This window comes from Paenibacillus sp. CF095 (assembly GCF_900101225.1).
Classification (GTDB): domain Bacteria; phylum Bacillota; class Bacilli; order Paenibacillales; family Paenibacillaceae; genus Paenibacillus.
In genome coordinates this window covers 140,821-160,364 of record NZ_FMZN01000007.1, presented here as the reverse complement: position 1 = coordinate 160,364, position 19,544 = coordinate 140,821, and the positions used below count along the sequence as shown (strand labels likewise).

13 protein-coding genes are annotated in these 19,544 nt (G+C 47.8%); 4 read left to right on the top strand and 9 right to left on the bottom strand.

Annotated elements, in window-relative coordinates; translation table 11 throughout:
- Positions 1 to 686 precede the first annotated feature (686 nt).
- From BLS69_RS29330 to BLS69_RS29300, 7 genes are all read right to left on the bottom strand, one after another.
- A complete protein-coding gene (locus BLS69_RS29330) occupies positions 687 to 1,232 on the bottom strand; it encodes a GNAT family N-acetyltransferase (RefSeq protein WP_091038769.1) in 546 nt (181 codons plus the stop codon).
- 52 nt (positions 1,233 to 1,284) lie between these two features.
- Positions 1,285 to 2,886 (bottom strand): response regulator, encoded by a 1,602-nt coding sequence (locus BLS69_RS29325; protein ID WP_091038746.1) that lies wholly within the window; start codon positions 2,884 to 2,886, stop codon positions 1,285 to 1,287.
- Positions 2,886 to 4,754, bottom strand: a complete 1,869-nt coding sequence (locus BLS69_RS29320) for a sensor histidine kinase (protein WP_091038745.1) — start codon at positions 4,752 to 4,754, stop codon at positions 2,886 to 2,888. Before BLS69_RS29320 ends, BLS69_RS29325 begins: the two co-directional genes overlap by 1 nt.
- 28 nt (positions 4,755 to 4,782) lie before the next feature.
- Entirely contained in the window at positions 4,783 to 5,631 is an 849-nt protein-coding gene (locus tag BLS69_RS29315; RefSeq protein ID WP_036616400.1) for a carbohydrate ABC transporter permease, read from the bottom strand.
- Positions 5,628 to 6,578 (bottom strand): carbohydrate ABC transporter permease, encoded by a 951-nt coding sequence (locus BLS69_RS29310; RefSeq protein WP_256332449.1) that lies wholly within the window; start codon positions 6,576 to 6,578, stop codon positions 5,628 to 5,630. Before BLS69_RS29310 ends, BLS69_RS29315 begins: the two co-directional genes overlap by 4 nt.
- Positions 6,579 to 6,625: 47 nt before the next feature.
- On the bottom strand, positions 6,626 to 7,966 hold the full coding sequence (locus tag BLS69_RS29305) for an ABC transporter substrate-binding protein (protein WP_091038743.1): 1,341 nt from the start codon (positions 7,964 to 7,966) through the stop codon (positions 6,626 to 6,628).
- 342 nt (positions 7,967 to 8,308) lie between these two features.
- Positions 8,309 to 10,552, bottom strand: coding sequence for a glycoside hydrolase family 88/105 protein (locus BLS69_RS29300; protein ID WP_091038742.1), 2,244 nt, complete (start codon positions 10,550 to 10,552; stop codon positions 8,309 to 8,311).
- 370 nt (positions 10,553 to 10,922) lie between these two features.
- Here BLS69_RS29300 and BLS69_RS29295 point away from each other — a divergent pair, with 370 nt between their 5' ends.
- The gene (locus BLS69_RS29295; RefSeq protein ID WP_091038740.1) at positions 10,923 to 11,750 is read left to right on the top strand and encodes a methyl-accepting chemotaxis protein; all 828 of its coding nucleotides are present in this window, start codon (positions 10,923 to 10,925) and stop codon (positions 11,748 to 11,750) included.
- 155 nt (positions 11,751 to 11,905) lie between these two features.
- Here BLS69_RS29295 and BLS69_RS29290 read toward each other — a convergent pair whose 3' ends face one another.
- Positions 11,906 to 12,724: an endonuclease/exonuclease/phosphatase family protein gene (locus BLS69_RS29290; RefSeq protein ID WP_091038738.1), complete on the bottom strand. Its 819-nt coding sequence runs from the start codon at positions 12,722 to 12,724 to the stop codon at positions 11,906 to 11,908.
- 280 nt (positions 12,725 to 13,004) lie between these two features.
- Here BLS69_RS29290 and BLS69_RS29285 point away from each other — a divergent pair, with 280 nt between their 5' ends.
- Together BLS69_RS29285 and BLS69_RS29280 are read left to right on the top strand one after the other, a co-directional pair.
- Positions 13,005 to 14,783, top strand: coding sequence for an SWIM zinc finger family protein (locus tag BLS69_RS29285; protein ID WP_143023640.1), 1,779 nt, complete (start codon positions 13,005 to 13,007; stop codon positions 14,781 to 14,783).
- 5 nt (positions 14,784 to 14,788) lie between these two features.
- Complete coding sequence (locus BLS69_RS29280) at positions 14,789 to 17,809, top strand: DEAD/DEAH box helicase (RefSeq protein ID WP_091038765.1); 3,021 nt, start codon at positions 14,789 to 14,791, stop codon at positions 17,807 to 17,809.
- Positions 17,810 to 17,948: 139 nt separating this feature from the next.
- Here BLS69_RS29280 and BLS69_RS29275 read toward each other — a convergent pair whose 3' ends face one another.
- Entirely contained in the window at positions 17,949 to 18,413 is a 465-nt protein-coding gene (locus BLS69_RS29275; RefSeq protein ID WP_091038735.1) for a hypothetical protein, read from the bottom strand.
- Between the two features lie 384 nt (positions 18,414 to 18,797).
- On the opposite strand from BLS69_RS29275, the gene BLS69_RS29270 reads away from it, so the two are divergent.
- Positions 18,798 to 19,481: a type 1 glutamine amidotransferase domain-containing protein gene (locus BLS69_RS29270; protein WP_091038733.1), complete on the top strand. Its 684-nt coding sequence runs from the start codon at positions 18,798 to 18,800 to the stop codon at positions 19,479 to 19,481.
- Positions 19,482 to 19,544: the final 63 nt, after the last annotated feature.

The window sequence follows — 19,544 nt, the reverse complement described above, 5'->3', positions numbered from 1 at the left end:
TGTATTAGGCATGCCGCCAGCGTTCGTCCTGAGCCAGGATCAAACTCTCCAATAAAGTATTGAAAAGAGCGATAAGCTCATTTTGAATCTGACGAGATTAAAAATCTCATTTGTGCTCCAGCCGATTCAAGCCAAGGCTTATCTCGAACTTTCGCGTTCATTCTGCAAGCAGAATGTTTACTCACTCGTTGTTCAGTTTTCAAAGATCAAACTTGTTTTGTTACCGAGCGTTGTTCTCCTCAGCAACTTTTATATCATAACACTTCCGATCCAACTTAGCAAGCTCTTTTTTTAAGTTTCTTTCGAAGCTTATTTGTTTTGCCTGCGGCACTTTGTTTCTCGTGTTTTTTTGGCCGGAAATAGAATATATCATATACACAATACAATTACTACTTGTAAAATATCCCATCAGCAAACTAACTATATATTTGATTCAATCTCTTCATAATCTCTTTTTCCAATGGCAATATCCTCTTACTATATCCTATATACACTCACCAGTCTAACCTGTCTCAATATAGGTTGTGAACAGACCCATTCAACATCATTACATTCGTTCTATAAAATAAGAAACATAATACCTCTACTCAATAACGCTGCTATCTATTCTGTCGGTATCAAATCTAATAAATGAACTCCATAGCCTGTGGGCTTTATATAGATTGTGCTTTTCACTTTTTATACTATTAGTCTTTAAATCTGCCCATCACTATCGTGTCATGATACTGTCCATCCGCGTGTCGCCGATCCTTTTTCAAAATGCCTTCGATCCCAAAGCCGCACTTTTGATATAGCTCGATTGCCTTATCGTTGGATGCCAGCACGTTCAACGTCATCTTCTCTACACCAGTCTGGTCTGCCCATTCTATCGACTTCTCCAGCAAGTTCTTGCCAATTCCATGTCCCCAGAACTGTCTGGTTACACACACGCCGAACTCAACCTTATGGCAAAAGCGCTTCAACTCTCTGCCTTCACATCGGGAGTACCCCACAATCTCTCCCGCCTCTACAGCAACAAGGAACAGATTCCGTGATTTCTCAGTGTCCAAATGGATGATCCGCCTAAACCCGGCTGCGTCGATATAAGCCTCGCCCTCTTCACGATCCATGTTCTCGGTTTCCCCGTCCATTTGTACACGAAGTGAAGACAGGGCCTCAGCATCTTTTTCCTCTGCCAATCTAATGAAGTAAGACAAGCCTTTAATGTTATATTCCTGCTGATTGATAATCATAAGAACCATTCCGCCTCTTCCACTTTATTTAAAATACTTTAACTGTATCACTCTACCCCACCTCAGACGGACTCTTGCCCGTCAGCATTTTGAACACCTGGCTGAAATACGTCGCATTACGGAACCCGGTCATCTCGCTCACCTCATATACCATGTAATGTCCCGACTGCAACAGTTCCAACGCTCTCTGAATTCGGTACCCGTTCAAATAACTCACAAAATTCTCACCGGTCACTCTTTTGAACAGTTGACTCAGATACTTCGGATGTACAAATAATCCCTTGGCTATCGCTTCAAAACTAATCTCTTCGGCATAATGCAGCTCCACATACTGTTTCACCTGCTCGATAAGTTTATTGCTTTTCTTCTCGCCCATCTCCTTGCGGATCTGTTCCAGCCAGTTGCAGATAATACGATCCATCCAGCTTACCAGATCATGCAACGCATATTTCGATTGAATTTCACGCAAAAAATCACTCATCGTCAGCGGCGGGGGTAACATCGGGTGAAGTCGGTTCCAGCTATGAATCAACGTGTCAAACAGACTGACGGCCACCACCTGTACATCCTGTATGCCAACACAGTTGCCCTCTTTCAGCAAAAGGCAAATATGATGCCATACCTCTTCCGCCAGATCAGGTCTAATATCCGCCCAAGCCTCATTCCATTGACGAAGCAATACTGAATAATCGGTCACACTTGGTTCTGTATCCTCGGACGCTTCATAGTGGTAGATACGACTTCCACCTTGAAACTCTGCTGTTTCCACCGCTTCCCTGCTCTCGAGATAAGAATCTATCACCTCACAGGGGTGACTCTTGGATCTCCCGATTCCAGCACTCACTTCAATTTTCAGATACGTAAAGATCTGATCGATCATCCGCTCCACAAGTGGCAGACATTCCTCCAGATGATCTTTATCTCCTAATAGAAGCAACACAAATACCTGATCCGAATAATCAACAATCTCTACCTGACCATTCATGCGCGCCGCTTGCTCCTTCACCGTCTCCTGAATAATATCGGCCGCCCCATAGCGAAGAAGCTGCCAATCCCGTTCTTTCATTCGTGTCAAAAATACGGGGCGATTCAGTTGCAGACTAATTGCGCGTGTCTGTGAGGACATATGAATGCCTATATAGTCCATGCGTTCTTTAGGCAGCTCGTCTGCCCGATATCGCGTAGTCAACAGTTCGTGAAGAAATTGTTTGCGCAAATACGGAAGTACCCGTCCGACCTCCTGCTTGTACGTCTGCTCCAGTCGCTCATGCCGCTCTCGCACATCTTGTTCCAGTAGCACCTCCCGCAGCACAGACTCAATCTCCTCAACCTCTGCCGGCTTCAGCAAAAAGTGATTCACCCCCCAGCGCATGGCTGCCCGGGCGTTCTCGAATTCGTCATATCCACTAAGAATGATGATCGGCAGGTGGGGATGGTCACGTCGCAACGTCTGTGTGATCTCAAGCCCGGTCATCCCCGGTAGATAGACGTCAGTCATAACGACATCTGGATGCATGCTGTGAAACAGCTCCAGTGCATGCAAGCCATTGGATGCAGTGCCTGCAATGCTGAGGCCCAGAGAAGGCCAATCGATATGATCTGTTAATGCCTTTACAATATGAGGATCGTCATCAACAAGCATAATGGTCTTCATCACTTTTCACCGTCCAGCCATAGATTTAATTGCTCGTCGGTCTCAATACGCGGCAGCGTAATGGTCACTTCCACGCCACCTGACTCTCTATCGCCCAGTTGAACGCCATACCTCTTCCCGCAATATAACTGAATGCGCTGATGTACATTCCGTACACCGATGCCACACGTCTCTTCGAGTTTCCACCCCTCCGGCAACCCCCGCCCATTGTCCGTGATACGAATGACGATATCCTCCTGCGGGCCTTCCACTTCGTGCATATGTACCTGAATTCGAAGTGTGCCTTCTTCAGGGTGCCCGTGCATAACGGCATTTTCGATAAAGGGCTGCAAAATGATTTTGGGAATATAACAACCGCGAATACGCGGATCGATCTGCTCCTGATATTGAATGGAGAACGGCAGCCGCTCTGCCTGTATGTTCACGTAGCAACGGGCATGCTCCAACTCATCTCGAACCCGAATAAACAATCTCCCTCCACTCAGTCCGATCCGTAACAGCTTACTGAGCTGCACAATCATGCGACTGATATCCTTGGCTTCGTAATCGAGTGCACGCCAGTGGATCATGTCGAGGGTGTTGTATAGAAAATGGGGTTTGATCTGGGCCTCAAGCAAGCCCGTCTGGGCTTCACGCTTGGCCCGGCTCTCCTCCTTCACCTGTTCCATCAGCGTTGTGAGCTGTGAAGCCATGTGATTAAAGCCATAAGCCAAGTGGGCATATTCCTCCGTAAACGAAAGCTGTACCCGGGTATCGAAGTCCCCTTTCTCCAGTTGTCTCATTCGCTTGATCAATTGTCGCAGTGGGCGGATGATCTGCCTTACAAACAGGTACGCAAGCACAGCTGAGCATAATAGTCCCAGCACCGCGATGCCGAGGATCTGCCAGCCCGCTTGTCTAAGCGGAGATAACAGTGTATATACCGGAATAGTCTGTACGAGGCGCCACTGAAGCATGGCTGGCCTGGAGTACAGCACCAATTGTGCACCTCCGGGTTGTCCGGAAACTACTTCGTATCCGTCTGCACCTGGTTGGACATGTTCCTGAATCCATGCACTATCTATAATAGAAGAAGATGAATTTAAAGCTTCAACCGTTTCTTGAATTGTACTCGCTTCATTTCTTCTATCCGCTCGTCCATTCTCCCCTGTTGGATCAACTCTCCCCATCTGCATTACGACATTACCAGCCGTATCGACCAACAACACTTTTCCATCAAGCACCATGGGTACATCAGCAAACCTGCGTACGATGTCCGCTCTGCTCAGTCGAATGAGCACATAGGCAACCGTTCCGCCCCGACTATCAAAAATCCGCTGAGCGTATCCGACCAGGGATTGGCCCGATTCGTTCTCACGCAACGGAACCCAAGCTGCATCAGCCTTTTCCAGCGTAGCAAACCAAGAGTCGTGTGTGATGGTGTCCACCGGAAATATGCGATCAGCCATAGTGACTGTCACTTCATTAAAGACATCCGTATACAATTCAATGGAGGTGATGCCTTCACTCACAACCATGGTATGATCCAGGATTCGAGAGACCTCTCTCCGCTGGTGAATCTGTGAAAGCCTGCCTGTATCGGCCTTTTCGAGCAGATTGGACAGTTCCCGATTGCTTGCCAAACCGTAGGCGGTTCCTGTTACCCCTGTGATGAAATCAAATCCCCGACGTGTACTTTCGTTCAGAAGAGCCAGACGTGCTTTGCTAATCTCGGCAAATGTGACCGCAGAGAAAGACTGATATGCCAGCCAGACAACAACCGAGACAAGCAACAGGTTAAACGCAATAAAGCAAGTCACCATCAACGTGGAGAGCTTGCTTTGTTGCAGCTTTTGATTAATGAATGAAGACCATCTTCCTTTCCCCATGGAAAAATCAACTCGTTTCGTCTTGGAATTACCCTTTGAGCCCAGAGGTCGCGATTCCTTCCACGAAGTACTTTTGACACACGATAAATACGATAAAACATGGCACCAGCGATAACACCGACATGGCAAACATCGGACCCCAATCAGATTGAGAACTGGAATCAAGGAACAAACGCAGACCCAGCGGCACGGTGTATTTGCTCACATCACTCAAGTAGATCAACTGACTGAAGAAGTCATCCCATGTCCACAAGAACGTAAAGATCATCGTGGTCACCAATGCTGGGAAAGCCAGTGGAATGATGATTTTGGTGTATATTTTCACAGGACCGCATCCATCAATAGTTGCCGCTTCATCCAGCTCTTTGGGCAATCCCCGGAAGAACTGTACCATGAGGAAAATGAAGAAGGCGTCGGTCGCCAACCATTTTGGCACGACAAGTGGCAGATACGTATTCACCCACTCCAGGTGGTTGAAAAGGATATACTGCGGGATCAGCGTCACATGATGGGGCAGCATGATTGTCATGAGCATCAGGCCAAAGCAGATGGCTTTGAAACGAAAATTCAGTCGGGCGAAGGCATATGCCGCCATTGAGCAGGAAATGACATTGCCCAGCACGGCACCAAGCGACAGGATGACAGAGTTGGTCAGGAAGCGGGAGAACGGATTGCCCTGAATACCCGACCAGCCATTCATATAATTTTGCCAATTCCATTCTTGTGGCCAAAACCAGGTCTCCGTAAAGATCATATGTCCCGGTTTGAATGAACTGCCCAGCATCCAGAGGATCGGGTAGAGCATGACAAAGGCGATGCCTGAGATTAACACATGTTTGCTGACGACCCATGCTGTAGAGTTCCGTTGTCCAATCATGATTTCCCACCATCCTCATAGTGCACCCACAGCTTGCTGCTGCGGAATACGAGCAATGTAAATACGCCAATCAGGATAACCAGCACCCAGGCCATCGCGGAAGCATAACCCATCTGAAAGAATGAGAATCCTTTTTTGTACAGATACAGAGAGTACATTAAGGTTGAGTTCACTGGTCCTCCGCTACCATTACTGATAACAAAAGCCTGTGTGAATGATTGAAAAGACGTAATCAGTTGCATGACGAGATTGAAGAAGATAACGGGTGACAGAATCGGCAACGTTATATAGAAGAATCTCCGCAGAGGACCTGCACCATCTACCGCTGAGGCTTCATCATATTCAGGTGGAATCTGCTTCAAACCTGCCAGGAAAATAATCATGGATGATCCAAACTGCCATACGGATAACAGGACGATGGAGTACAGGGCATACTTCGGATTAGCCACCCAATCGGGCGCCTTAATGCCCACCATGGCAAGCACACTATTGAGTAGCCCGTCCCCACCCAGCATTTTACGCCACAACATTGCAATCGCCACGCTACCTCCAAGCAATGTTGGGATGTAATACACTGTCCGATAAATACCTAATCCTCGAATCCCTTTGTTGAGCAACATGGCTACCAGCAACGCAAAGATCAACTTGACCGGTACCGATACAGCGACATACGTGAAGGTGACTTTGAGCGACTGGGTGAACAGTTTATCCGATGTAAACATCGTTGTGTAGTTATCCAGACCGACCCAAGAAGGGGCGGCCAGGATACTGTAATCGGTGAACGAGATGTATAACGATACCAACATTGGACCCAAGGTTAGAAATAACAATCCGACAAGCCATGGGGCAAGGAACAGAAGCGCGGCTCCATTATGCGCATATCTCCGTTTGACCCGCCGGGTAGCTATACGCTCGATTCGGGCTTGACTGACTTGTGATGTGTTCATCTTCGCAACCTCCCCGCAGAATTAGAAGTCTGAGACAGTTTCAATCGTTATTGACTCGATCCAAGCGTAGCCTTAGCTCCTTCAATAAACTGAGCAATGACATCTGGCGTATTGCCTTGACCGAAGGCGATCTGCTCGCTTGCGCTCTTGAAACTTGTGTCCACTTCAGCAAATCCTTGCGGGTACGGTGGATCAATCTCACTGGAGTGCTTCGATACGGTATCGATAAATTGGAAAATGATTTGCTCCGCTTCCGGCAGCGTTGGCTGCATCTGCTCACGAATGCTGGAGTTAACCGGCACACCACGTTCAGAACCAAGGATAGCGGTTGCTTCCGGATCATTGACCATGAAATCAATGAACATGGCAACTTCCTTTGGATGTTTGGTTTTGCCATAACCGGAGAGGAACTGGCCTGGTTTCAGGTATTCGCCAATTTGCTGCTCGTTAACACCATGCGGGAGTACTTGTATGCCAAGCTTATGATCCTGGTTTTTGTTCACCTGCTGGAATGTCAGCAATTGATTGGACCAGGCAAAATCCATGGCAGCTGTACCCAGCGAGATTGGGCGTGTCTCCAGCGCATTGGTTGTGGATGCCGTTATCTCCGCTGTGGTCACTCCACCATTCTCGCGTAGTGCGCCCCACATATCGAACCATTGCTGAAGCTCCTCGCTGGTAGCGGTCATTGTGCCACCGTCGAACAATCCTTTCCCGGATTGTCGGATAAACACTTCAAACATGTTCGTTGTACCGGAAATGTCTGCAGATCCATAGAACCCCTCACCTTTGGCTGCGGCAATCTTGGTTGCAATATCCCCAAAATCCTTCCATGTCCAGCTCTCTTGCGGTTCTTCAATACCTAATTCCTGAAATACAGTTGCGTCATATATGACACCTGGTGCGTTTACTCCGAGGGTAATTGCATATAATTTATCGTCAATTGATCCGGCTGTAATCATGCTCTGATCATGGTCCTCTGTCCGCAGCTCTTTGCTCTCTGCAAACGGGGTCAGGTCAAGCAAGGCCCCACGCCGGGCAAAGTCAGTCAGAAATGCGTAATCCATCTGGATGATATCTGGTGCATTCGAACCGGCTACCTGTGTAGTCAATTTGTCAAAATAACCATCCCAACCGGAGTATTCAGGTTTAATGGTGATTCCCGGATGTTTCTCTTCAAATAATTGAATGACTTTGGTCGTCAAATCATGTCTAGTCTGTGATCCCCACCAAGTCATGCGCAGTTCAATCTTGCCTGATGAATCTCCTTCACTTCCACTTGCTTCTCCAGAAGAAGATGGTGTATCGGTGGCCCCTCCAGAACAGGCTGTAGCGAACAATAACAGGGACAGGCAGAACAGGGTTACCCACTTTTTTGTAATCATCATAAATGAATTTCCTCCCCTTCTTGCATCTATGGAATCGCTTACAAAATCTATTGTATCGGTCCATTGCTGCACATGACATAAACAAAAGTAAGCTTTCCTGTCAAAAAAGTAAGGAGTTGAAGGAATCAAAAACCACCGGGAATACCATTCCCGGCGGTGATGTTCCCGTCTCAGATATGATTACGGGTATACAACCGTATTACGTGGAGCAGAAGACAACTTGTTGTATAGGAACAATGTATGAAAATCAGACCTCATATCTCTTTTACATCAATCAGACTCATTGCGTGGCGATGAGCTGTCACCACCCACCCCCGTTGTATTCCGTATAGATATGGTCTGTCAGGAATGTGAGACGGCAGGTGAAGATACCCTGTGCTCAGCCAGATGTTTCTTCATTTTGGCTACCTCAGTTCCTGCCAGCATCATAATGCCTATTCCGTGATTGTCATTGGTGACGGTACGCAAGTCCTGATCATAATACTCTGCCGTAAACGCATATCGTGATCCGCTACACACGCCATGCACATTCCCTTGACGGTCAATGGCTTTGCAGATGAGTCCCTTCCAAGCCCGCTCGGCAGCTGTGACGTAAACTTCAGGGTCTTTGAACCAGCCAAAGCGTACACCTCTCGCAAAACCATAGGCAAACATCGCCGTGCAGGAGGCTTCTTCATACGTCTGCGGAACATTCAACACCTGATGCCACAACCCGCTTTCCCCTTGAAGCGCTGCGTACCCTTCACAAAGCTCGTTGAAGAAATTAATTAGAGCAGGGCGCTCGGGATGCTCTGCTGGCAAAGCTTCCAGTACCTCCGTCAAGGAAAACAGTGTCCAGCCATTCCCCCGTCCCCATGGAATCTGCGTTGCCTGTCCGTATTTGAAATCATACACATGGGACATGATCTTGAACTCAGGCATAAACAGATACTTCCGATACAGTGAAAATTGTCTGGCGGCTTCATCCAATGCGGTTGAGTTGCCTGTCACTCGTGCATAACGAACGAGAAACGGTGTGCTCATATAAAGATCATCTGCCCACATGGTATTCTCGGCATACTCCCCTACACATGTGCGATAAAACGCACCATCCTCCTGTCGTTCCAGACGGGAAAGCATGAAATCCGCAATCCGCTCAGCAATTGGAAGAAACGTTGGTTCATGGCACTCAGAGTACGCCTCCAGCATAGCTGAACCAAAAGAACCGCAGTTATCCAGCATTTTTAGCATGACCAGTTGTTGATTGACTGCCGGGAAACCATACTGCTCCCGATCCCATAATGAGTACTCATACATCTGGGTACATGCCTGCACATGCTCAGCCGCATAACGTGTAATGTCTGGTCTCTGCAAATAACGCCCCGTCCGTAATAGACCATATACAGTGACACCCAATGGATAATCCCAGCGGCCATAATTGGTCACACTGCCCACTGTCCATTTGTTGCTTAACATGGCATTTTCATAATAAGGTCTGATCCAAGCATCCGGTCGATCTAAGCGCCAATATGTCTGTCCTTGCCCCGTTTGATACACTCGGTCCGTTCGAGTCAGATCCTGCAAATCCGGTTCAACCTCCGACTCAAAAGGGCCAACATATAACCAAGACTCTCCGGAAGCACCGTGTACACGCTGAGGAAGTTCCAGTGAAAGTGGCTTACCCGAAACAGATGCGTTCAAATTAAAATGCCAAGGTCCCGCCGTATCATTATATTCACTTCGGACAAGCAGGTCACTCCGTCCAAATGGGACTGGTACATCCACTTCGAACGAACCCGGCTCCTTCACTTGCGCCACAGGCTTACCGCTAATCCAAATACTCAGAGAACCGGAAGTTTGACCTGACAATCGCACCGCATTCCCGGTTGAATCTTTATTGTTCAGATGGGTCCAAGCATAAGCATGTTTTCCAGGAAGATTTCCGTATATTCGTTCGAAAGCTGGCTTGGTTTTATCTTCATCAGACCAGCCTGTCTCAGGCAGCCAGTTTAAGCTGTAATCTGCTTCTGTTCCAAGCAGGTCTGGTTGCTTACTCGCGGCTGGGTTCGGTTGGGAGAATACCCACCCCGCTTGCCCCTGTCTCTCCTGAAATGGAGCAAATACATTCAAAATTCGCACTTTACCTTCATCTGATCCGAACTGGCAGCCAAATCCGGCAGGAGTATTTTTCATTTCCAGCCAAATGGTGTTCCAACCGGGCTTGATGTCAATGCTGAGCTTCACCGTTGCATCAGGACTAATCTCATCCATTACGGTAGACCGATAGACCAACTGCTCATTGAAATAGAAACGAACAGGGCCATAACAACGGACCAGCACATCCAGGTTTCGGTCCTCGTCACCCCAAACCAGTGCAGCTGCGTAGGATATATGGTCTTTAGGTGCATCAGGAAAGCGTTTACCTAAATTCAGATCATAAAGCCCTTTTTCATTTTGCAAAATACCAGACTTCTGGAATACCCGATATACAAAATCAGCCTGTGCATTGGCTCCAATATACCTCTCGGCCAGTACCTTCAACACCTGATCCTGATCTTCTCCAAATCGGTAATACATGCTCTGCGGTTCACTGAAATAGGTCGTCATCGATGGCACACATCCTTCTCCCGTTGAAATAAAGTCTTATATCATTGCATTCATACCATCCACACTGGAGCACCAAACTAATATGCAGTAATAAAGTATAGCGCTTAACCTAGGTGGGTAATCCCCTTACCGGGAAGTAGGTATGTCCCTTGGTTATCTTCTGAATAGCCGAATAATAATCCCAGTATAACTGACATGTTCGGTGGTGGCTACAGATTTTTGATTACGCTTACAATTATATTGGATTTAGTCGCCTTTTCTCTCTAGGTTAACTTAAATTTAAACAATGGTTTAAAAACGAGAAAACGTTACCGATATAAATACTAGATTGAAAAATTCCACTTTTTGTATAGGGAAGGAAAGATGCACATTGAATACTCTTGAATCTCTGGTAAATGCTATGCCTTTTGTTAGCCAAATGTTCCGTGACGACATATCCATATCCATTAATGATCATGAGAAAGTATTGTATTTTTCCGAAGCAAAAAGTCTGGAGATTGGCGTAAAGGTTGGAGATGAGCTGCATGACGATTATAAAAATTTCAAAATGCTCACCAACAAGGATACGCGTACCGTGGCACGTATGCCTGGTGATCTGCAAGGCAGACCCTTCGACTCCATCCTTATTCCCATTAAGGAAAACGATCAGGTCGTGGGTATATTGGGTGTGAACTACGCACTGGACAGTCACATGACACTGGAAACGCTGATCCGTGAAAATGAAACGACCATTAATGCGCTCGTCGGCGGCATTCAGCAGATTGCGGCACATTCCGAAGAACTCTCCGCGACATCGGAAGAGATTCTACGCAACTCCAAAAAAGCTTCAGAGAACTCCGTCAGTGTGTCTAAAGTAACAAACGTCATTCGTGAAGTATCGGAACAAACCAATCTGCTTGGACTCAACGCCATGATCGAGGCAGCTCGTGTGGGCGATCAGGGAGCCGGCTTCGGTGTAGTTGCCAGTGAAGTACGCAAGCTGTCGGATCACACGAAACAAGCAGCAGCTGATATCGAAACATCCCTCGGTAGTGTACAAGATTCCATGAAACATATGGAGCAGGAGATCGGTCAGATTACAACCGCAACAGTGGATCAGGCCAAGCTTGTTACCGAATTCATGGAAAGTATCGAACAGCTTAGTAAGACAAGCGCGAATCTGAAAAAGTTCGTACATCAGATGCTGGCGCTCGAATAACAATGCAGTTCCACAACAGAAAGAACAAAAGATATGAAATGTACATAGCAAATGATTTAGAATGTGAAAAGCCTCCGGCCACTTCCCTTTGCAGGAAGTCAGCGGAGGCTTTGTTTCGTATTTGCAGTGATATCCTATTTATAGTCAAATGGCTGTTATATCTCTACAGCTACGCCAAAATGGTCAGACACGACCGGCCCGTTTTTACCGTTCAAGACCACGGTAGAAGATTTAGCCTGAATCGGACGATTGGAGAAAATATAGTCGATCCGCAGATCGCGTTTGTTATCTGCCCAGCCGGCAATGGCCTTCACCACGGTTGCTCCTTCATCCTTTTGCAATGCTGTGGTGTACAGGTCATTCCATCCTTTGCTCATCATATAATCGTAACCTTCATCACGCACTTCCGCGACATTATTAAAATCACCCATTATATATAACGGCTGATCCATGTAGGGGGCAAGCTTGCTCTCCGTCAACTCCCACTGTCCCTTGAAAGGCTCCTGCGCATCATCCCACCAGTTATAATGTCCGTTCACAAACCAGGTTGCTTCACCTTGGACGACCGTCTGGATTCCCACAATCTTGCGTGTACGGTAATTGTTATAATCCCGCATGTGGGACACGTATTCCCCAAAAGCCTGTGTAATCGGCGTCCGGCTAAGGATCGCCAGTCCTTCATCGTATTTTTGGAACCCGACATGCGTGGGAATCCACGTCCAGTGATATTGCTCTGTCAGCTGCTGAAGCAGAACGTAGGCATAGTTGTCTTTTTTAATCACAGCATCGGATTCAGTAGCATAATACATCTTCAGTTCTTCTCCAGAAAGCGCCGCTTCCTGCATGGATTGGTTGACCTCCTGCATGGAGATCACATCAAATTGATGTGTATTAATAAAATCAGCCAGTTGACTGATCTTGTTCAGTTGATCCTCTTCCGCCCAAGCGTGTGTGTTTAACGTAAGTATTTTCATATGCTCTCTCCTGTTGTGTGTAATATGGCCGTTTCCCCGGCCTGCATCGTTCCTGATAGGAATACATACCATAAGCATACACAATATGGTGCATTCTTGCATGTCGGCCTCCAGCAGAACCGACGTGTTCATCCTGATTCCAGTTGGTCTAAAATAACTTCAAATTCTTCATAACCCATGCACGGATTGGCTCATAACTGATATGATGGATACAACAAATTTACAACATCACGTCATAGACATGGCGATTACTGAACCTATGTTTACCCCAGGAGATGGAATGATGAACATACCAAATAACATGAGGATGGATGATGCGCAGTGGCAACAATTAATTCGGGAAGTTGCAGAGCATTTTAACAACCTGACGATCATGCGCGGATTCCAATATTATAAACAAAAACGTGTCGGACCATTAACCTATTCAGAACAACAAGGGATTTCGGCCGTTGTACAAGGATCGGAAGAGTACGAAGTAACATTGAGCATGCAATCCCTTACTACAAGTCATTGTACCTGCCCGGTGAGTTCCGTATGCAAACATATGACGGCTGTCTTGATGAGTTATGCCGAGCAACTGGAGCGACCTGTGCATGCGATTGTGAATGCGCACTCCAGTACTGCGCTCAAACAAACGACCAAACCTGTCGGGGCCATGTCCGCAGGACTATCCAGCTATACAGATGCCGATGAACAACAGGATATGGACTTTCCCGACAACCAATACAGCCAGATCAAAGAGCGTGCAACAGAGCTTGCCGATCTCGAAATCTCGGAATGGCATGAGTTATTCCACTCCTGTCTGAGACGGCTGGGTACCGGCACAGCAAGCACATCCTACGTACAGGAAGCAACGGACGAGCTGTATGCCATTAAGCCAAGGCTGAACGCTGCGATGGACCAGCTTTTTGAACTACATGTGCAGCTGCACCTCATCCGATTCTGCGTGCCTCCGGCTCGTAACTCCATCACGCATACCCCCGTATACTTGAGCTACCCTGCCCAGCTCGCGGTGGATGCACTTCTGAAAGACATTGAGCGGATCTTTAACCATCCACTAGACCTGTCAGGTCTAAAGGGAAACAAGCTTGAACAACTTTGGAACAGACTGTCTGAAACCTCAGCTTATTTACGTAAACAGATGATGCCTGAGACAGCCAGCATGATGTTCTTCACTCCGATCTATCGACAACTGTGGTTGAACTGGATTGTGCCTGAACTTCAGGGGTCGCGGGACATGTTAGTGTCGGAACAGGCCATCTTAGATGATATAGAGCGCAATATAACCGCCTCTTCGCCACCTTCCCAGTCAGGTGGAAGTGTCTTGAGTAGTGCTCAGAGTAATGGAAGTAGTAGTGAAAGATCAAGCAAAGCAGTGACACTGCCTTTACCACTCGTACTCGCGCAGAGCTGGATGCACTTCCATCTGGGGCAGGATGATCAGGCATGGCAGCGACTCATCCATGGAAGCTCGGCCTACGGTTTCCCGCCAGAACAACTGTTGCATTTTCTCCATGTACTCGCAGATTCGGCTGAATGGAAGCGGCTTGGGGATTGGTTGGTACAACTTGGCCCCCTTCTGGCGAATCGGCGTAACACCCCTTTGAATGATTACATGCATCTATGGGATACGGCCATTCAACATCTGCCCGATGCAGAGAACCGCATGTGGGACACGCTTGTCAGTATGCTTCCCCACTCCCGTCCCGCCTACGAGGATGCCATGCATTCGCGTGGACAGTGGCGCAGATGGATTGATTTTCAGCTGAGTACGGGAACAGAACCTCTCGAATTCCGCGTAGCGATGCTGCAACCGATCGAAAAAGATGCACCTGAGCTGCTGCTTCCCTTCTATCATCAGGCAGTGGAGCGTTATATCGGACACAAAAACAGGGACGGATACAAAGCAGCGGTGAAACTGCTGAAACGTCTGTCCAAAATCTATAAAAAGTTGAAGCAAGAAGCGCACTGGGAGCAATTCATCACTACACTCGCCGTTCGTAACAGTCGGCTGCGCGCCCTGCAGGAAGAGCTTCGGAAAGGTAAACTGATCTCATGAGCTTAATTCATCCTTACACTGAAACGATTGAGGTTCACGTCGCTTTAACCGGATATGGCGATGCATTGTTTTACGGAGCACTCAACACACACCACTTTGTATCAGGACAGTCACTTAAGCAGCGATTGTTCGCCTGGCATGCGCCTTCCTTCTACGGTACCGAACTGGAAGTTCGGCAGATTGAGGAGATTGAGCTGGTTGTTCTGCCTGCGGAAGAAGTGATCCCCTTCTTTGCTGAGATGCATACCCTGCTTCATATTGAATGGAAGTGGGACGAGCAAGCGGAACATCTGATTCGACTGGCTCCGGCATTCGCAGCATCTATCGAGAAGCGCAAATACGTGCCCAGCTTTGAAGCCTACCGTGCAGGACAGCTTCAGTGGACGTGGGACCCGGACAGCTTGAAAAAGCAGGATCGGGCATCGCTTACCAAAGCGATTCAACAGACAGACGAGAGTTATGCCGAAGGACTTGGGGCAGCCTACTCCGCCTTTGTGTTCCAGCGCTGGTACAGTTCGGAGGAAGCGGCAACCGATCTGCGGCGTGAATTCCCGCAGTTGTTCCCAGAGCGCGGCACTCTACCCAAGACAGCAGGGATGGACGCTCAGTCCTGGCTCGTATCCATTGGCTGGAAAGCAGATGCCGCCCCATTCAGACCCATGCTGCAATTGCAGGAGCCAGACGAGGATGAGCCATCTTGGCGGCTGCGACTGGTATTGCAGAACAAGCTGGATGCCGCCGTATTGGTGCCCGTTATGCTGGATTCACGGGGCAGACTTGAAGGCGAATGGCCAGAGGTATGGACACCGTTCATTCTGGATCGCTCCGCCGGATGGTTGGATCAGCTTCGCGCACATCTACCGCGTCTCGGAAGCTCCATTAGCGGCAGGCGGGATGTGCTGAGTGATCCTTTGGGAGATCAGGAAGCCTGGCAGTTCCTGACGCAGGATAGCGGGCGGTTGCTCGCAGCGGGCTGGCAAGTTCTGCTGCCTGGTTGGTGGGAAGCAGCCCGTAAGAAGAAACCAAAGCTGCGTGCTAAGGTGCAGCCGGAGGAAGGCAGTGAGCGGGGACAGTCGTTCTTCGGACTGGACTCGATTATTCATTTTGACTGGCGAATTGCGATTGGTGACACGGATCTTAGCGAAGATGAATTCGCCGACCTTGTTGCCCGTAATGAACGACTGGTTCGCTTCCGCGGAGAATGGGTTCCTCTCGACCCCGACCTGCTGGAACAGATACGTCGTGCCATGGGCGGTGTAGACCGGGAACAGGGACTCTCATTTCAGGATATTCTGCACCTGCATCTGCTGCATAATGAGCAACGGGAATACCGCAACCAGAAATGGAAGGAAGGACAACAAGCCGAAGAGGAAGAGCAACCACAGGCTAATGAGAACATTCGGCTGGAAGTTGAACTTAACGAACACCTGAACCGGGTCATTGCACAACTGGGGGGCGGACAAGGCGGTGCGCCTTCCCTGCCCATTCCTACAGGGCTTCATGCCGAGCTGCGATCGTATCAGAAGGAAGGTTTTGCATGGCTTGGTTTCTTGCGCAGATTTGGCCTTGGGGCATGTCTTGCCGATGATATGGGTCTCGGGAAAACCATTCAGTTCATCACGTATCTGTTACACATCAAGGATCATGAACCACGTAAGCCGGGACAAGCCCCGGTACTTCTGATCTGCCCAACTTCCGTACTGGGCAATTGGCAAAAGGAAATTAGCCGCTTCGCACCCTCCATTAATGTCAGTCTGCATTATGGCGCACGCCGATTAAGTGGAGAAGAATTCCGGGAGCAGACCGAGCAGGTGGATATTATTATCACGTCCTTTGCTACGGCTACACTGGATCAGGAGATGTTACAAACCTATACCTGGGCATGCATCTGTCTCGATGAAGCGCAGAATATCAAAAACGCCCAGACCAAACAGTCGCTGGCTGTCCGCAGTTTCCCGGCGAAACACCGCATTGCCATGACAGGTACGCCGATCGAGAATCGGTTGTCCGAGCTGTGGTCGATCTATGACTTTATCAATCCAGGATATCTGGGCAACGCCCGGGCATTCCAGACTCGCTTCATCAGTGCCATTGAAAAAGATAAAGATGAACAGCGCATGCAGGATCTGCAACAGCTCGTGAAGCCGTTCATGCTGCGCCGAAAGAAAAAAGATCCGAATATCCAGCTTGATCTGCCGGACAAAAACGAGATGAAGACTTATATTCACCTTACGGGCGAACAAAGTGCATTGTATGACCAGTCCGTGCAGGCCCTGATGGATAAAATGAAAGAACTGGAAGGTATTAAGCGCAAAGGCGCAATTCTGTCGGCTCTAACTCAGCTTAAGCAATTGTGTGACCACCCTCTGCTGTTAACGAAAGAAGCTTTGCCGGAGGAACTGCCCGAAGACGGTGCACTGACATCTGCTTATGACGTGTACAGCCCGCAGGATATGGCGATGCTGATCAGCCGCTCCGCAAAGCTGGAACGACTGATGGAGCTTGTCCGGGAATTACGAGACGAGGGCGAGCGATGCCTTATTTTCACCCAATATATCGGTATGGGACAGATGCTGCAACAGGTACTGCGTCAGGAGTTGCAAGAGCCTGTGCTTTACCTGCACGGGGGCACATCCAAGACAGCAAGGGATCGTATGATTGAGGAATTCCAATCCCGTACATTGCCTGAGGATAAGCAACCATCGGTCTTTATTCTGTCCATCAAGGCTGGCGGTGTCGGGTTGAATCTGACCGCAGCCAATCATGTCTTCCATTTTGACCGCTGGTGGAACCCGGCTGTTGAGAATCAAGCCACCGACCGGGCTTATCGGATGGGTCAGACCAAGGATGTTCAGGTGCATAAGTTCATCTCTCTTGGCACATTGGAGGAGCGGATCGACGAGATGTTGGAGAGCAAACAGCAGCTCAGCGATAACATCATCACAAGCTCCGAGAACTGGATTACCGAATTGTCGACGGATGAGCTGAAAGACCTGTTCACTCGGCGTCGTGACTGGTCGGGCTAACTTGATAGAAGATTTACAGTACAGGCCAAAAATCAGATTTCAGAGAAATCAAATAAATAAGAAACACAAAAAGAGCGAATTTTCGGAAAGTAAATCCCGGCTTCGCTCTTTTTGTATTGTTGCAGTTAATCATCCGTTCTTAGCGCATGTTACCGATGATGGATGATCTTGAATCCTGCATTTTTTTGATAAAGTTCGTCATAACATCAAACGCTTCATTGCGCTTGTTGGACATGGATTGCAGACGAAGCATGTCCATCTGTTGGGAGTTGCTCGCTGCATCAATTTGGCCTTTAAGCTTTTGAACAGCTGCTTCATCCCCATTTTGCTGGGCTATCTGCAATTGAGCGTTCAAATCCGCGATCTGTTGATTACGGTTCTGCACCTCCTGGATTTGCGTTTGCAATTGTGCATCCAGTAATTTGGTACGTTCTTGTTGGACCATCATCAAAGCTGTTTCGATATCCATACTGCTAAAGTTGATAGGTGTTACGCCAGAGATGTTGGAGACGGAAACTGTGCTCGCTGAAGCTGAAGAGACGATAGATACTGCAGCGACAGCAGCAACTACGGATGAAGCGAAAAATTTACCTGAACGTTTCATGACTGTTCCTCCGAGTCCATATGTAATATGTACCATTTTTTTGTTGGTATCTTCCGTCATTCTAAATCAAAAGTACTAGTTGTTCAATCAAATTAACTTCAAATTTGAATTAATTTCGAGATCCCTTACACACGCCTACCTCCGCTTACAATATGAGTAAAATAAACAGGGCATTATAAGTAAAAGTGCATTCTTACGGGCATATTTACTACGACTAGATTGTTCTTTACTCCTACGCTTGAAAGTCACATTGGAGATCGATGATACGTTCATGATTTTACTTTGAAAAATGGTTATGTTATATTTAATAATATATTTTACACAATTTAATTTTGTATTATTTAATATAAATTGATGTTATATATTTTACGGGAGGTTTTTTATATGAAAAAGATACTGGTTGTTCTAACAAATGTAGATCAATACGCAACGAAGGACGAGCCTACTGGCTTGTGGCTGAGCGAAGCGACTCACTTTATTGAAGAGTTTGACCATAATGACAATGTTCAGATCGATCTGGTTAGCCCTAATGGTGGTAACGTGCCTCTTGATCCGAAAAGCCTGGGCGACTCTCTGGATGAGAGCACCAAAGCCTATTTCGAGAACGAAGCGTTCATGAACCAATTGAAAAATACGCTGAGACCTAGCGAAGTGAATGCACGTGACTACGATGCGATCTACTTCACAGGCGGTCACGGTACGATGTGGGATTTCCCGGACAATGCCGAACTTCAAGAGCTTTCTCGTGAAATCTATGAAAAAGGCGGCGTTGTATCCGGCGTGTGCCACGGGGTTACAGCCCTGTTGAATGTGAAGCTGTCCAATGGCCTGCTTTTGATCAACGACAAAACCGTTTCCGGCTTCACGAATGAAGAGGAAGCATTGGCTCAACAAACCGAGTATGTTCCATTCCTGTTGGAAGATGCTTTGAGAGAACGTGCTGCACAATACGATAAAGCGGCTGCCTTCACCTCTTATGTCACAACAGATGGCCGCGTGGTCACAGGACAGAATCCGCAATCCAGCAAAGCTGTAGCCGAAAGTGTTAAACAATTGCTAGGTCTGTAAAATAAACCGATCGATCCCCCTCCTCCCCCAGGAGATCATATAGATGTATAAAGCAAAACAGCA

What these genes read in the sequence shown, in the direction of transcription:
- BLS69_RS29330 (WP_091038769.1), bottom strand. Translation starts at nt 1,232, where the DNA reads ATGATTATCAATCAGCAGGAATATAACATTAAAGGCTTGTCTTACTTC.
- BLS69_RS29325 (WP_091038746.1), bottom strand. Translation starts at nt 2,886, where the DNA reads ATGAAGACCATTATGCTTGTTGATGACGATCCTCATATTGTAAAGGCA.
- BLS69_RS29320 (WP_091038745.1), bottom strand. Translation starts at nt 4,754, where the DNA reads ATGGGGAAAGGAAGATGGTCTTCATTCATTAATCAAAAGCTGCAACAA.
- BLS69_RS29315 (WP_036616400.1), bottom strand. Translation starts at nt 5,631, where the DNA reads ATGATTGGACAACGGAACTCTACAGCATGGGTCGTCAGCAAACATGTG.
- BLS69_RS29310 (WP_256332449.1), bottom strand. Translation starts at nt 6,578, where the DNA reads ATGAACACATCACAAGTCAGTCAAGCCCGAATCGAGCGTATAGCTACC.
- BLS69_RS29305 (WP_091038743.1), bottom strand. Translation starts at nt 7,966, where the DNA reads ATGATGATTACAAAAAAGTGGGTAACCCTGTTCTGCCTGTCCCTGTTA.
- BLS69_RS29300 (WP_091038742.1), bottom strand. Translation starts at nt 10,552, where the DNA reads ATGACGACCTATTTCAGTGAACCGCAGAGCATGTATTACCGATTTGGA.
- BLS69_RS29290 (WP_091038738.1), bottom strand. Translation starts at nt 12,724, where the DNA reads ATGAAAATACTTACGTTAAACACACACGCTTGGGCGGAAGAGGATCAA.
- BLS69_RS29285 (WP_143023640.1), top strand. Translation starts at nt 13,005, where the DNA reads ATGATGAACATACCAAATAACATGAGGATGGATGATGCGCAGTGGCAA.
- BLS69_RS29275 (WP_091038735.1), bottom strand. Translation starts at nt 18,413, where the DNA reads ATGAAACGTTCAGGTAAATTTTTCGCTTCATCCGTAGTTGCTGCTGTC.
- BLS69_RS29270 (WP_091038733.1), top strand. Translation starts at nt 18,798, where the DNA reads ATGAAAAAGATACTGGTTGTTCTAACAAATGTAGATCAATACGCAACG.